Source organism: Mechercharimyces mesophilus (assembly GCF_059818345.1).
In genome coordinates, this window is the sequence record NZ_JCBAPH010000001.1 from 408,402 (window position 1) to 423,479 (window position 15,078).

Annotated in this window: 14 protein-coding genes; 9 read left to right on the top strand and 5 right to left on the bottom strand. The window is 46.5% G+C overall.

Translation table 11 applies throughout. The features are described 5' to 3' along the window. Window positions 1-174 precede the first annotated feature (174 nt). The gene (locus tag AC6RGY_RS02135) at window positions 175-321 is read left to right on the top strand and encodes a YqzL family protein (protein WP_499859365.1); all 147 of its coding nucleotides are present in this window, start codon (window positions 175-177) and stop codon (window positions 319-321) included. A 15-nt stretch (window positions 322-336) separates the two neighbouring features. Then, window positions 337-1,086 (top strand): DNA repair protein RecO, encoded by a 750-nt coding sequence (recO, locus tag AC6RGY_RS02140; protein WP_499859366.1) that lies wholly within the window; start codon window positions 337-339, stop codon window positions 1,084-1,086. A gap of 57 nt (window positions 1,087-1,143) precedes the next feature. Here recO and AC6RGY_RS02145 read toward each other — a convergent pair whose 3' ends face one another. Continuing rightward, window positions 1,144-1,353, bottom strand: a complete 210-nt coding sequence (locus AC6RGY_RS02145) for a tautomerase family protein (RefSeq protein ID WP_499859368.1) — start codon at window positions 1,351-1,353, stop codon at window positions 1,144-1,146. A gap of 601 nt (window positions 1,354-1,954) precedes the next feature. On the opposite strand from AC6RGY_RS02145, the gene glyQ reads away from it, so the two are divergent. Further along, complete coding sequence (glyQ, locus tag AC6RGY_RS02150) at window positions 1,955-2,839, top strand: glycine--tRNA ligase subunit alpha (RefSeq protein ID WP_499859370.1); 885 nt, start codon at window positions 1,955-1,957, stop codon at window positions 2,837-2,839. Continuing rightward, a complete protein-coding gene (gene glyS / locus AC6RGY_RS02155) occupies window positions 2,832-4,919 on the top strand; it encodes a glycine--tRNA ligase subunit beta (RefSeq protein ID WP_499859372.1) in 2,088 nt (695 codons plus the stop codon). Before glyQ ends, glyS begins: the two co-directional genes overlap by 8 nt. 213 nt (window positions 4,920-5,132) lie before the next feature. Here the strand turns inward: glyS and AC6RGY_RS02160 are convergent, their stop codons facing one another. From AC6RGY_RS02160 to AC6RGY_RS02170, 3 genes are all read right to left on the bottom strand, one after another. Continuing rightward, a complete protein-coding gene (locus AC6RGY_RS02160) occupies window positions 5,133-5,573 on the bottom strand; it encodes a DoxX-related protein (RefSeq protein ID WP_499859373.1) in 441 nt (146 codons plus the stop codon). Between the two features lie 21 nt (window positions 5,574-5,594). Further along, window positions 5,595-6,053 (bottom strand): DUF2269 family protein, encoded by a 459-nt coding sequence (locus AC6RGY_RS02165; RefSeq protein WP_499859377.1) that lies wholly within the window; start codon window positions 6,051-6,053, stop codon window positions 5,595-5,597. A gap of 76 nt (window positions 6,054-6,129) precedes the next feature. After that, window positions 6,130-6,735 (bottom strand): TetR/AcrR family transcriptional regulator, encoded by a 606-nt coding sequence (locus AC6RGY_RS02170; RefSeq protein WP_499859379.1) that lies wholly within the window; start codon window positions 6,733-6,735, stop codon window positions 6,130-6,132. Between the two features lie 249 nt (window positions 6,736-6,984). Between AC6RGY_RS02170 and AC6RGY_RS02175 the strand changes: the two genes are divergently transcribed. Beyond that, window positions 6,985-8,307, top strand: a complete 1,323-nt coding sequence (locus AC6RGY_RS02175; RefSeq protein WP_499859381.1) for a protoporphyrinogen/coproporphyrinogen oxidase — start codon at window positions 6,985-6,987, stop codon at window positions 8,305-8,307. Then, entirely contained in the window at window positions 8,282-9,160 is an 879-nt protein-coding gene (locus AC6RGY_RS02180) for an RNA polymerase sigma-70 factor (RefSeq protein WP_499859383.1), read from the top strand. Before AC6RGY_RS02175 ends, AC6RGY_RS02180 begins: the two co-directional genes overlap by 26 nt. A gap of 161 nt (window positions 9,161-9,321) precedes the next feature. On the opposite strand, the gene AC6RGY_RS02185 is transcribed toward AC6RGY_RS02180, so the two are convergent. Next, window positions 9,322-9,765 carry a universal stress protein gene (locus tag AC6RGY_RS02185; protein ID WP_499859384.1) on the bottom strand — a complete coding sequence of 148 codons (444 nt, stop codon included), beginning with the start codon at window positions 9,763-9,765 and terminating at the stop codon, window positions 9,322-9,324. Window positions 9,766-10,022: 257 nt separating this feature from the next. On the opposite strand from AC6RGY_RS02185, the gene AC6RGY_RS02190 reads away from it, so the two are divergent. The 3 genes from AC6RGY_RS02190 to AC6RGY_RS02200 all read left to right on the top strand — a co-directional run bounded on the left by AC6RGY_RS02190 (window position 10,023) and on the right by AC6RGY_RS02200 (window position 15,078). Continuing rightward, entirely contained in the window at window positions 10,023-12,488 is a 2,466-nt protein-coding gene (locus AC6RGY_RS02190) for an ankyrin repeat domain-containing protein (RefSeq protein WP_499859389.1), read from the top strand. 408 nt (window positions 12,489-12,896) lie between these two features. Further along, window positions 12,897-13,901: a beta-ketoacyl-ACP synthase III gene (locus tag AC6RGY_RS02195; RefSeq protein ID WP_499859392.1), complete on the top strand. Its 1,005-nt coding sequence runs from the start codon at window positions 12,897-12,899 to the stop codon at window positions 13,899-13,901. After that, window positions 13,891-15,078, top strand: coding sequence for an ATP-grasp domain-containing protein (locus tag AC6RGY_RS02200; RefSeq protein WP_499859393.1), 1,188 nt, complete (start codon window positions 13,891-13,893; stop codon window positions 15,076-15,078). The genes AC6RGY_RS02195 and AC6RGY_RS02200 overlap by 11 nt, the downstream gene beginning before the upstream one ends.

Genomic DNA, 15,078 nt, shown 5'->3' on the forward strand with positions numbered 1-15,078 from the left:
GGGAAAAGCAGATAGAAGAACGACGGATTGTTTCTTCTGTTTGAATGAGGGTGAAGTAAGAGGATTTCTTTTAGGAAAATCCTTACGGTATACCTGACAAAATTTCGCTAACATACTCCCTACCTTCCGGGTCATGCTAAGAAGGAAGTCGATTATGCGAAAGGATGATGCTGGTTGCGCAACTTTTCGTGGAATGTTTTTGCAGTGACTGGCAGTGTCGACGCCTACTTACTATACAAAGATACAGAAGCTCTTGATGAGGATGTAGATCAAGAAGAGCTTCCGATCGTGGAAAGGGAAGAGGGAGGAATTCAAGAGTAGGAAGGGCTTTTGTGCATGTTGGCCAAAGCGGATGGGGTTGTGCTCCGCGCACAAGATTATGGAGAAAGCAATCGAATCGTGACGATTTTCACACGTCAGCAAGGCAAGATCTCTGCTCTGGCACGTGGGGCAAAGAAAATGGGGAGCCGCTTAGGAGCGGCTTGTCTTCCATTTGTGCAAGGTGAATACATTTATTATGCTGGAACGGGAATGGCAACGTTGTCGCAAGCGGATGTGCAAGATGCCCATGTGAAGATACGAACCGATTTAAACCTGACCGCGTATGGTGCTTATTTTGCGGAGTTACTGGATCGATTGACGACAGAGAAGGATCCTCAGTCACTATTGTATCACCGTTTTGTTATTACGTTATCTCAGTTGGAGCAGGGGACGGACCCGGAAATCTTATCGCGCATGTTGGAATTGGCTTTATTGGATCATGCGGGCTACCGTCCTATTCTGCGTCGCTGTGTTCATTGTGGACGAGAGCAAGATTTGGATCGCTTTAGCATTCGTCATGGTGGTATGCAGTGTATACGGTGTCATCGTTTCGACCATCATGCCCTGCCGATCTCCGAACGAGCAGGTAGTATCTTGCAGATGCTGCAGCAGGTACCGCCGGGAAGACTGGGTAAAGTCACCGTCAAATCGGAGACGAATGAACAGTTGCGGACTGTGATGCGTGCCTTTTTCGACGAGTATTCCCAAGTATACATAAAATCGCGTAGTTTTTTGGATTCAATGCGCCGGGATGGGTTGTTGTAAAATCATTAGCATCGTTCGTTTGTTTTGTATAAGCCCCGTCACGGGGCTTTGCTTTTGCTATTGATTTTCGTCTGTTAGTCTGCGGAAATCATCGGTTAACATACCGGCAAACTCCCAGTTTTCTTCGTCAATCTCTTCAATGGCGATGTGGGTATGTTCTGGTTTTTTCCCTAACACTTGTGTGGGAGTGTTTGAAAATTCCTCTACAATTTGTTTTTTCTGTGCACGGGAAGCCCCTTTGGTGATTTTAAGATTGTTATAGGGCATGTGAGATCCTCCTCTATAAGCTGTATGGGAAGTATACAAGTACTCGTTTCATGGTACTTTTTGGACTTGTAGCGTTCAAGATAAATCGAGTGAAAAACTCTTAAAAGTATTACTTATGTTAATATAATGAGGGTTACTGTTTATCCCCTTTTTATGCGCATTATGGGGTTGAAGTAGTGGGAGAATTGCAGGGTTCTGACTCAGTCTATACCTATTCATCTGTAACGAAGGTTTGATAATCCTGAGGTACTCGTGAAAGAGAAGAGTTAAGTGCTAATATTGACAGATAGCCCGTTCATTTGATATATATAAATGCATGGAGAAAAGCATAGCGACGTGTTGATGGACAGGAGTAGTGGGTCATCTGCTTTATAGCGAGTTAGGGAAGGTGAAAGCCTAGCAAGCAGAACCGATGAATGGCAGTCCGAAGCGTCTGGCACTTAAGAGGGCTGTGTGTGGCAAGTGGTGAGAGGGATTTCAACCTTCACCAACCATCTACATAGTCAATTAGGGTGGAACCGCGGGAAACCTCTCGTCCCTATGGAAAGGCATCTTTCTATAGGAACGGGAGGTTTTTACGTATTTATTGGAGGTGGATCGTGTGAACATGCAACAGATGATATTGAACCTACAATCCTTTTGGGCGAAACAAGGATGCATTCTCACCAATCCCTACGATGTTGAAAAGGGTGCGGGAACCATGAATCCGATGACTTTTTTGCGGTCATTGGGTCCAGAACCGTGGAAGGTAGCTTATGTGGAGCCTTCTCGTCGTCCAGCAGATGGACGGTATGGGGATAATCCAAATCGCCTGTATCAGCACCATCAGTTTCAGGTGATTATCAAACCTTCACCAGATAACATTCAAGAAATCTACTTAGAAAGCTTGCGCACGCTCGGGATTAATCCACGTCATCATGATATTCGTTTTGTTGAGGATAACTGGGAAAATCCAGCTCTGGGTGCGGCCGGACTTGGCTGGGAGGTTTGGCTAGATGGCATGGAAGTGACGCAGTTCACCTATTTTCAGCAGGTGGGTGGATTGGAAGCGGATCCAGTATCCGTGGAGCTCACATACGGTTTGGAAAGACTCGCTTCCTATCTGCAGGACAAAGAAAATGTATTTGACCTGGAATGGGTAGAGGGTTATACGTATGGCGATATCTTTAAGCAAGCGGAATATGAGCATTCCAAGTATACCTTTGAATTATCGGATTCCGCTCGTTTGTTCCGTTGGTTTGATGAATATGAGATTGAGGCGAAACGCGCATTGGAAGCTGAGTTGGTTCTGCCTGCTTATGACTACGTTCTGAAATGTTCGCATGCCTTTAACTTGTTGGATGCTCGTGGAGCGATCAGTGTGACCGAGCGTACAGGCTACTTAGGACGCGTGCGTGCCTTGGCCCGTAACTGTGCGAAAACGTACGTGGAAGGACGAGAGAAATTAGGCTACCCGTTGTTGAAGGAGGGTGATCGTGATGAGTAAGGCGGATCTATTGTTGGAGATTGGGTGCGAAGAAATTCCGGCACGCTTTGTGGAAGGAGCGCGTACGCAGTTATCCCATAAGGTGAAGGAGTGGCTCGGCAATCATCGACTGGAGCACGGCTCCATTATCACCTATGCCACCCCCCGCCGGTTGGCGGTCTATGTGGAGCAAGTAGCTACTGAGCAGCCAGATCGTGAAGAAGAAGTACGAGGACCGGCGAAACGCATCGCCTTGAGCGAAGACGGAGAGTGGAGCAAGGCGGCGCAAGGTTTTGCCCGCAAACAAGGACTCACGCCTGAAGAACTTACCTTTAAAGAATACAAAGGGGAAACCTATGTCTTTGCTCATATTCACCAACGAGGGGAAAAGACGCATGATCTTCTAAAAGCCGGCGTGGGTGAGATTAGCAGTAGCCTTCATTTTCCCAAGACGATGCGTTGGGGAACGGGACGGATGCGCTTTATCCGTCCAGTCAAATGGTTGGTCTGCTTATTAGGAGAAGAAGTGATTCCAGCGCAGTGGGCTGGACATACGGCAGGAAACACTACAGAAGGGCACCGCTTTCTGGGAGAGTCAGTGCAATTGGCTCGTCCGCATGAATATGTTGAAAAACTACGCAGTCAGTGGGTACTTGCCGATGTGGATGAGCGCCAAGCTCTGATTCGCAAACAGCTAGCCACCTTGGAAGAGCAACATGGATGGCAGATCCCGATCGAGGAGGGATTGCTGGAAGAAGTGACCCACCTGGTAGAATACCCGACTGCGCTGTCTGGTCGCTATGATGAAGCGTATCTCTCCTTACCAAAGCGGGTGCTGACCACTACCATGCGGGAGCATCAACGTTACTTTCCTGTAGAATCGCCAGATGGAGAGCTCAAACCTTTCTTTGTGACGGTTCGCAATGGGGATGACACTTCACTCGATGTGGTTGCCAAGGGAAATGAGAAAGTACTACGCGCACGTCTGGCGGATGCACGCTTCTTCTATGAAGAAGATCAAAAATTACCCATCACAGAGGCCGTAGATCGATTGAATCAGGTGGTTTTCCATGAAGAACTGGGTACGATTGGAGAGAAAGTGCAGCGCATTGGACAAATTGCCGGGCGCTTAGCGGATGCTTTGGGGCTAGATGAACAAGCAAAAGCCCAGTTGGCACGTGCAGCGACGATTTCGAAGTTTGATCTGTCTACTTTGATGGTGGATGAATTCCCTGAGTTGGAGGGGATGATGGGAGAAGATTATGCGCGTAAGGCAGGAGAAGAGGAAAATGTGGCGATAGCCATTCGGGAACATTATTACCCTCGTTCTGCAGGAGATGATTTGCCTACCACTACTTTGGGTGCCCTGCTGGGATTAGCGGATCGGATGGATACCATCATCGCTTGTTTTGGCATTGGTTTGCGGCCTACCGGATCGCAAGATCCATATGGCTTGCGTCGTCGGGCGGCAGGAATCGTGCAGTTATTGCTTCATCTTGATTCGCCGAAGTTGACGCTAAAGCAACTGAACGGGGCTACGATCAAGGCACTCTCTGATTGCGGGCTCCTTAAGCGTCCAGTCTCAGAACTGAAACAAGAGATCCATGAGTTCTTCTTGACACGACAAAAAACAGTCTTGCAAGAAGAAGGAATTCGTTACGATGTAATCGATGCCGTACTACAGAGCGATATCTGTGATCCAGGTTTGGTTCTTACGAAAGCACACATCTTAATGAATGCCGTACAAAAACCTTCCTTTAAAGACGTGATCGAAGGCTTCACCCGTGCGGCCAATCTAGCATCCAAAGGAAGAAAGAATACAGCTGTACAAGTAGAAACCTTGGTGGAGGAAAGTGAAAAAGAGCTGTTTGATGTGTATACGAAGGCGAAGGAAGATTTTGAGAAGAGAGCAAGTACACGTGATGCCGCGGGCATGTATGGGGCATTGGAGCAGATGGTACCGGCTATCCACCGCTTCTTCGACGATGTCTTGGTCATGGCAGAAGAGGAAGCTATACGGGTGAATCGCTTGGCTCTGTTGGCGGCGATTAGCCAACTGGTGACACAATTTGCCCGCTTTGATCAAGTGGTGACAGGTTGAGGAGCTTCAATATATGATGAAATAACAGAGGAAATGGTACGAGCAAAACAGCCGGCGATAAACTGCCGGCTGTTTTGTTTGGCGAATGATGATCAGTTAGCCAGAATCTCTTCGACGTTTTCATGCAGAAGAGATTACAGGAGTTCTTTTTCTGCTGGCTTGCCGGGGGAAGAAGAGCTGGTGAGGCTAAATCCTACCCAGCCACCTCCTCACCTAACCCCAAAGAGAGAGCCCTACTGCGGCAAGAAAGATCAATTGCAATAGGGTGCGTGGAAACAAAGGAGTGGCTGGTTTTCCTGCCAACGTGATAGGCTCACGAGCGGCGCGTACATTGGCGGGATACATGGCAATCAGAAGCAAGATGAGTGCGATGCCAGCAACGTTGGAGACGGGCGGGATGAGCAGTCCAATCGCTCCGATGATTTCCAAGATTCCCGTGAGGGTTACCCAAAAGGCCGGGGAAGGAAGTTTAGCAGGAACCATACGGATTAGATCAGGTCTTCGCTTGCCCCAGTGGGCACCAGCTGTAAAGAGGAACATGAGGGCAACAGCCAAACGAAGCGAATACTGCCATTCGGCAAGTGGCCACCCAAGTGTGTATCCGGTCAGGAGAAAGAGAAGAAAGGAGCCAACAAGCAGAATAAATGGTGCCATAAACTTTCCTCCTATTCTATATTAAAAACCTTTTGCGATCATGAAGTACAAAATAGCGAGCGGCAGAAGAATAGCGATGAACCCAAAGATCATCCAGTAACGAGAAGCTTTCTTGTACGACTGTAAATGAGATGGATTTTTGCTCAGAGCACTATGACGAATGAGCTTTCGTTGGATGGGTAGCAATAGAACAAGCCAAATAAGAGTGGTCAAAGCGAATAAGAGTAAGGATAGGGTAAGCCAATTCCAATGGGAAAGGGACCAGCCAGCTTCTTCTGCCATCGCCAGACCCGAAGCAAAAAGAAGGAGGGCACCCGGTAAGGTGAAGATCCAATCAGCCAGCATGATCTTTTTCATGGTGTGATGCATGATTGGCGGATTTCCTACAAGGTCTGCGCTTACTTTCCAAAAGACAGCAGTAAGAATGTTGCCGAGAAAAAGAGTGATGCCAAGGATATGGAGAAACAAGAGTCCACTCATATGAAGAGCACTCCTTTACCATTATTATTTAGAATCAACTGGGGTAGCGTCTTCCAATGGCTTAGGGAAGGTTTTTTTATGAAGGACTCTCTTCCCCTTGTAGCAATCTAGCAATGAGCTGGGTGAAATCCTGCGCATCAAATGAAGGTTCGATGCCTTGAATGGTACTACGTACACGCAATCCATAAGAGATGAGTTGAAATAGATCGGCAATCTTTTTGGCGTCGATGGTAGAGGGAATTACTCCGTGTTCTTGTCCCGCAGCAATCCATTGGTGAGATAAGTGAACCGCTTGCTTGTGATATTGTTGAATGACAGCATTCACTTCAGGTTGATCTTTTTTACTCAGCAAGTAAAGTAAGATTTGGTTGGTCACATCTCTGGGATCTTGCAAGTAAGTGGCGTTTTTCATAATTTGCTCTAAAGGTGCGGCGAATTCTTTCTTGCCACTTGCCACCTCTGATTGGAAGCGCTCATTTACTTCTGCCATCTTTTCCATTAAAACAAGAGATAGAAGCTCATCTTTGCTTTTTACATAGTGATAGATCGCCCCTTTGGAAAGGCCGGTTTTCTCCATAATGTTACGCGTGGTGAGAGTGCTACAGCCTACTTGTTGCACCAGCTCTTTTGTAGCACTTATTAAGAGTTGCTTGGTAGGTGTGCTCTTGGTCTGCTTATTCATAGTGAGTCTCCTCTCAAAAAGAATGGGGAAAATTTCTTTCATTATATAAACCGACCGTCGGTTTGTAAAGGGGGATAGGGTTTGGAAGAGGAAATTCACTTTTTGAGCTACGATTGTCACAAGGAGACTCCCTTCCTCGTCATATTTGTAAAGGAGGTGCACGGAAGGATTTTTCATTTTTCATTTTTCAATGGATAACCTTTTGGAGCAGGCTCAAACTTTACTAGTGATACGAGAGGAAGATTCGATATGAACAAAGTACAGGCGAAAGATGTTGTGATTATGGGTGGAGGTTTGGCTGGTTTGACAGCCTCCATTTATCTGGCTAAAGCCGGCTTGAACGTTCTTCTGTGTGAGAAGTCAGAGCACATGGGAGGCAGAGCACAGACACAAGAGCGTAACGGGGCTTTTCTTAACATGGGTCCCCATGCCTTCTTTAATCAAGGAGCAGGTTTGAAAATATTACGTGAGCTAAATATTTCTCTACAGGGAGGAGCTCCCAGTATTGAAGGAAAAGCCGTATTACAAAAAGAAATGTACTCGTTTCCTGCTTCCGCTCGTTCTTTATTGAAGACAAAGCTATTTAGCGTGAGGGAAAAGGTAGCGTTTACGAAGTTGATGAGCAGTATTTCACATGCAGATACCGAAGCGCTGCGAGCGTCTGCCGTTGCAGAATGGGTAGAAGCCAACATCTCCAGTAAAAACGTGGAACGATTGTTTTACGCCCTCTGTCGATTATCCAGTTACAGTAACCAACCAGAGCGGATGAGTGCAGGGATCATGCTGAAACAACTTCAGCGCTCAACGGCAGGTGTTCTTTATGTAGATGGAGGGTGGGGGACCGTTGTTCAATCCTTGCTTAAGGAAGCAGAAAAATTAGGGGTCCAGGTGTTAACGGGCACGAAGGTTGTTGGTATCAGTGGGGAGTATCCGTCTTTTCAACTTACTACGGACAGCGATCACATGCTTCAAGCAAAATATATCCTGTCTACGATTGGTCCGCGGCAAACCGCGATATTACTAGGGGATCATCCGCAAGTGGATCAGATTGCTCATGTGGCACAGCAGTTAACCCCGATTTACGGAGCTAGTATGGATATTGTACTCAAACGCTTGCCAAAGAATATTTCCTTCGCCATGGGCATGGATCAGCCCCTTTATTATTCCAATCACTCGAAGGTAGCAAAATTAACAGAGGACCCTAACCATGTGGTGATTCATGTGTTTAAATATCTTCGTGGCGATGAACCGCGCCAAGGTCACGACAAAGAGATGACGGCCTTTTTAGACTTACTCCAGCCAGGATGGAAAGAAGAGGTCGTTACACAACGCTATCTTCCACACATCCTTGTTTCAGAAGGCTTGGCCACGGTTGAACGTGCACAGCAAGTGGAAGAGGAGAAGAGGAGGCTGAACGAAATTTCCGGACTATTTTTTGCAGGGGATTGGCTGTTTGAGGAAGGATTACTATCGGATGCCGCGATAAGCAGCGGGAAAAAGGCAGCGGCCGAGGTTGTTAATCATGATTGTAAAGAAGGGAGTCGCCATGGAAAGGATTCACTCCTTGTATGATCATTATCATCCACTTTTGTATTCCATTGCCTATCGAATGACGGGAAGTGTGATGGACGCAGAGGATATGGTGCAGGATGTACTCGTTGCCTCATTAAATAAAGTGGATTGGCAGCAAATTAAAAATGAGAAAGCTTATCTATGTAAACTGGTCGCCAATCGCTGTCTCGATTATTTAAAGTCTGCACAAAAACAGCGAGAAACCTATGTAGGAGAGTGGTTACCTGAGCCTCTTATTTCCAACGAACCCTTAGATTCACCTGAAAACCGGGCGATTTCTTCCGAGTATCTGGGGATCGCGTATCTACGTTTGCTGGAACAATTGACACCCGCCGAGCGGTTGGTATTTGTTTTTCGTGAGGTGTTTCAATATCGCTATGATGAAATTAGCGAAATGGTGGAGAAAACGGAAAGTAATTGCCGGCAGCTCTATAGCCGTGCAAAGAAAAAAATGAACAGAGAACAGAAAGAAGAGGACCGTCGTGCGAGCATGCAAGAAGATAACCGGAAGGTGGTAAGTCGGTTTATTCAAGCAGTACAAAGGGGGGATCGGGACTCTTTGGCTGAACTCTTGTCGAAAGAGATTGTCGTCTATGCAGATGGTGGTGGCAAAGTAACAGCGGCTACACGCCCGATTCGAACATTTGAGCGTGTACTGGCGTATCTATTTGGTATTGAGGGCAAGGTTACGGGGAAGTACACGTATCAGGTAACCACCGTGAATGGAGATCCAGGACTCCTCTTTTATGCAGACGAAAAGCCATACTGCGTCTGTACGCTAACCATGGCAGGCAAGCAAATTAGTCAGCTCTACTTTGTTCTCAATCCGGATAAACTGAAGCATCTGCAATAAAGAGTGGCGTTTCGATTTGTCTGTGCATGGTTCGCGTATGATGGATCATCTTCTACAAACGAGAAGCAGGATGCTAAGAACTAACAGCGGTTCTCTAGCATCCTGCTTCTTTTTTCTCTTGTATAGAATAGTAAACACTTCATATTCTTTCGTGGAAAGAATTATTTTTTTGCATGGCGATGGGATACGACCATGACCGGGCAGGGAGAGTGTTGAACCAAACCATGACTAACGCTTCCCAGTAACGACCCTAAAACCGCACCTTGACCTTTTGCACCAATCACGATGGTACGCACTTGTTGCTCCTCTGCTTCGGCCATGATCTGTTGTTTGGGGTCCCCGTTACGCACCTTTACCTCATATTCCACTTCAGCATCTTTTAATATTGCTAAGGCGGGGGCGATTGCTTCATCACTTAGTTGCTTCTCATATTCATGAATCTCTGCTTCATTAAAGAAGCGACGGGTGTGAAAAGTACTCATGCTTACTTGGACGTGAAGGAGGATAATTTTTTCGTTGAGTGATTTGCCAAAAGAAATGGCTTCTTGTAAGGCGAGGTTCGCATCTTGTGATCCGTCTGTTGGGACGAGAATATGTTTGCGCATATGTTATCACTCCTAAGGTGTTCTCTTGGTCTATTGTAATACAAGAAAGGGGTGGAGTTCGACAGGAACGGTGAACAATCTTTCTCGATTATCAGATCGGAATTAATACTCTACACCTTTTATCAGTTGTGGGGTCTGTAATGGGACTCAATAATGGAAATAATCGATAGGATATTTCTCCCTAACAGCCTAGTAATACAGTATACTTATATGATTATATGTTCTTTTGCAAGGGATATCTAAGGAGGCTAACCTATTTGGAAACAACTGATTTATTTCTTGCTAGTTGCAAAGAAGATCGGATTATGGACATGAAAGAATCTATTAAAGTGGATCGATCGGCACTTCTTCAAGCCCGCTTTACAGATAATGCTACCCTGCTTCACTTTGCTCAGTCAGTGGAAATGGTCAATCTATTAGTGGAAGCTGGTATGGAGGTAGATTTACCGGATGATCAAGGAAAAACCCCTCTCATGTATGCGGCAAGAGAGGAGAATTTAGAAGTTATTCAAGCTTTACTGGCACAGGGAGCTGATCTGAACAAGGAAGATAAGGAAGCAGAGAATGTTCTTTTTGTAGCGATAAAAACGTACAACTTGGAAATGATCCGGTTCTTGATTGAATCCGGAATTAAAACCAGAGGAGGGATGCTAACCCGCGCTCTATCAGGTGATTGGGAATTATCTGAAGAGTATCGTTTTCCTACTGTGAAGTATCTCATTGACCAAGAGATTGGGGTACATACCACCTTTATTGCCTACAATCGATTTGGGAAGCCTTATCGGAAGAGGAAAGCGCTACATTATTCGGGATCAGCGACATTGACGCGTTGGTTGTTGGAAGCTGGAGCCGATCCGAACGAACAAGATCATAAAGGTGATACCCCTCTCCATAAAGCAAAAGAATCAGAACAGATTAAGGTTTTACTGGATCATGGTGCCTCTTGTTCGATATACAATGCAAAAGGAGAACGCCCCGTATCGTCAGAATATGAGTCCTATGAACAAGAGAATCTCTATACAATCTGTGCGCGTGGAGAGGTGGATGCATTACATAGATGGATGGAGTCATCAGAAATCGGGATCGCTAGTTGGATAGAATCTGCTCCTGATCTCCTGCATTGCGCTGGAACGACTGATATTGCCCGCCTGCTTGTGGAATGGGGATGGCCATTGAATGAGGAGAACCGAGCCAAGTTCACACCGGTAGAGACTGCCCTATTTCTCGATCGCATGGAGGTAGCTCGTACGCTTATACAATTGGGGGCATCCCTCTCACATTTGCGTGGAGACAAAGGGTTCGCTCCCCTTCACTTTGCTTGTTATGAGAACAAGCCCCTTTCCTATGTGTCTTTTCTTGTAGAAAACGGAGCGGATCTGGAGGTTCGTAGTATCTTTCATTATACGCCGTTACATCTAGCGGCTCTCCAAGGGAATGAAGAATTGGTCGATTATTTATTGTTGCAGGGGGCATCGCCACATGCCAAGGATAAGGATGGATGTACTCCAGCTCAGATTGCGTGTACTCAAGCACTTTTTGAGAAGATATGGGCACACGAGCAGAAGGGATTAAAAAATTGGGATCAGCTGACTGAGCAAGATCTTCTTCGACTCCAATCTGAGGCAGTGGAACCCCAAAACTATGAACAATTCTATTACTTCGAGTGTCCCTCGCCATGTAAGGTGATCCGCCCTGTTCTACACCCTCAGGAGAATCTCCTCTATGTATCTCTTCACGGTGGCAGAATGGCTAAGGTTCGTCTAGCAGGGCAACCTGTTGTAGAGAAGGTTGTGCAAACACGTGCAGCGTATCACCATGATTGGGCACTTTCAACCGATGGTAAGCTTCTCGCACTTGTTTCACCACAAGTACATGGAATTGAACTTCGTGATGCAAGTACCTTGGAGTTTATCGATATACTTACCTATCGGGTAAGACAGAGCTCAGATAATACTTATTACGTGACACCCGTCTCCATAACCTTTTCACAGGATGGACAGTGGTTATTAGGTGTATCGATTCGGGGGTTCTTCCTTTATCACTTGCCGACGAAGAGGAGAGTCGACTTGGATCACCTCTGTCCGCAAGATGTATATCAAGAGTTGGTCTACGTCAAAATCTCTCCAGATAATAAACGCATATGTGTGATGAATGACGGCGGTGATGGGGGCGGATCCGGACCTATTTACTTTATGGACGAGCAAGCCAAGCTTGTGATTCAGTCCGTAGAAGAGAATGAAAATGTTCTAGGGTATGTTGATTCGTATGAAATGGGGCTACGCTTCCGCAATGTGGTCACCAGTATGGACTTTCATGAGAGTGAGTATTTGATAGCTGTTTTTAGTACTGTGTGGGATAGCGAGGCGGAAACAAGGTCCTTAGGGTTGGGAACCATTGCTGTGGCTGATATTACAAAAGATGATGATAATCTGTTATGGAAGGTTCACCTAAATGAGGAGTTATTACCAGAAGGCTTTCAGCAGTACGAAGAGACATTAAAGAACGGCTATGCAGGAAAAGTTCTTTTTTTGCAGGATAGAGTTGTCTGTACCGCTCCTGGTGGCAGGATTCTTGTTTTTGCTAAAGAGAATGGTGAGTTACTACAAAGAATTCAACTGGAGGCGACTGTTCTTTATGCTCTCCAGCATAAGAAGGCAACTGTTATCCGAGTGGCTACCAATACCGGGGTGAAAGAGATTGATATAGGAAGAGAACTTTTGTAGTTCGCCCACTACTATGAGAGAGGAAAGAGTCGAGGTTCAAATGTCCTGTCTATCGGCTCTTTCTTGGTTTTATTGGGACTTTCCCTGAGTTAATTGGATTATAAGATATACGCGAAGGACTTTCTTCTGACATTACCGCAATCTGTTTCAGGACAATAGAATGGACATCTTCAAGTGATAAGCTTCCTGATAAGTGTGGGCTGCTTCATTTCATAATGGCCCGTATCCTCCCTTTATTTTTTCGTTTCCTACATACTGAATTCCCTTCTTTAAAAGATTAAATAAATGAGATACTTCCCTTTCACATATAAATACAAATATTAAATAAGATTCTTATTTTATAGAGAGATCAAACTGATTGGGTGTATAATGACAATAACTATGAGGGGATAAACGAGGAGGGCCTTTATGCAACCGAGAAAGATTCGCATCATGGGCATGGGGAAGTATCTACCGGAGAGTGTTGTGCACGCAGAAGAAGTGGAAGCAAGGTTAGGAGTAGAACCTGGATGGGTGGCAAAAAAGTCGGGTGTGCAGGTCCGTCATTTTGCCAATGAAAAAGAGACGGCTTCCTTCATGGCGGCGCGGGCGATCGATGAGGCGCTGGTTGAGGCAGGACTGACAATCGAAGAAGTGGATTGTATCATCTGTACCAGTGGGACGTCGGAGCAAGCAATCCCTTGTACGGCTGCCCTGATCCAAAAAGAATTGGGTGAGCAAGCATACGGTATTCCCTCCTTTGATATAAACGCGACATGTTTAAGTTTTCTGACAGGAATGGATACTGTTTCCTATATGGTTGAAGCGGGCAGGTACCGCCATGTGGTACTTGTAGCCTCCGAGGTGGCGTCTGTCGGTCTCAATTGGGAGCACAAGGAGAGCAGTGCCCTTTTTGGTGATGGTGCGGCAGCGGCGGTTATTGGACCTACGGGAGAAAAGGAATCTTCTGCTATTTTAAGTTCCGCTATGGAAACCTATAGTGAGGGAGCGCACCTATCGGAGATTCGCGTAGGTGGATCTCGTTATCATCCAATTTCGTATCACGGAGAGCTACATGAAGAGGATTACTTGTTTGATATGGATGGCGAAGCCATCTTTAAAATGTCAGCACGTAAGTTACCTTCCTTAGTTGAGAAAATACTGGATACCGCCTCACTGTCACTGTCAGATATCGATTTAGTAATTCCCCACCAAGCGAGCATGATGGCCATGCGGATCATGCGTAGGCGCCTGCGTATCGCTGAAGATCAATGGTGGGAGACAGCGTCCAATCATGGGAATATTATCGCCGCTTCCCTTCCCATTGGGCTGTATGAGGCGATAAAGCAAAAGCGAATTCAGCGCGGGGATCGTCTCTTCCTCCTGGGAACGTCAGCAGGCCTTTCGTTAGGGGGAATGGTGCTTGTCTACTAAAAGACAAGTAGGCAAGCGGGTGCTGTTTACCGGAGGGCGTGCCCCCGTCACGTTGGAGTTGGCGCGCCTTTTTCATCAAGTGGGTCATCAGGTGATGGTGGCAGAATCGCTTTCTCATCCAATATGCCGGGCGTCACGGGCGGTAGATAAGTTCTTTATCGTGCCTCCACCTAAACAGGATCCGGAAGGGTTTTTAAATACACTGGTGCAAAAGGTGGAAGAGGAACGCATCGACTTGCTGATTCCAACCTGTGAGGAGACGCTTTATGTGGCTTGGGGCAAAGAACGTTTCGCAGGCCTTTGTGAAGTGTGGGTAGATGACAGGGAGAAACTACAATCCCTTCACGATAAAGGACAGTTTATTCAGCGTGTGGCTTCCATGGGCTTGGAGGTGCCAGCGACGTGGCGTGTAACATCGCAGAAGGCGTTATGGGAACGATTACGACAGCACCCCCAGCACAAAATGGTGTTGAAGCCTGTATTCTCCCGCTTTGGATCACAGGTCGTGTTTCTTCATGGAGAAGAAGTGGAAGGGTCTGCTACGCTTTCTTCCCTTTCCATTAGCGAAGCCAATCCATGGGTACTACAAACCTTCGTGGAAGGCCGTCCGATCTGCACGTATGCGGTGGCACAGGAAGGAAAAGTATTGGCGCAGTCAGCCTATATCCCGCAGTATACGGCAGGTTTGGGTGCAGGAATCCAGTATCAGCCTTATTCATCTGTTCAGACGGAACAATGGGTGAAGCAGGTGGTGGCAGCGGAATCTTTTACCGGTCAGATCTCATTTGATCTGGTCGAGACTTCGTATGGTGCACTCTATCCCATTGAATGCAATCCACGTGCCACCAGTGGCGTTCATCTCTTTACGGTTAATGACCAATTGGATCGTGTTTTTACCCAGGGGATGACTGTGAAGCGCAAGAGAACTTCTCGTCCACAAATGATGATGACCGCGATGCTTTCCTATGGGCTGTGGTCTTCGTATCAACAGAAGAAGGGATGGGATTGGCTGAAAGCGATATGGCATTCCCAGGATGTTCTCTTTTCCTGGCGAGATCCGCTTCCCTTTTTTTATCAAGGAGCAGCAGGGTTTGAGTTGTGGCGGCTTGGGCGACGTTATCAGCAGGGTTTGACGGAGGCATCGACACGAGATATTGAGTGGAATGGGGAATTGTAG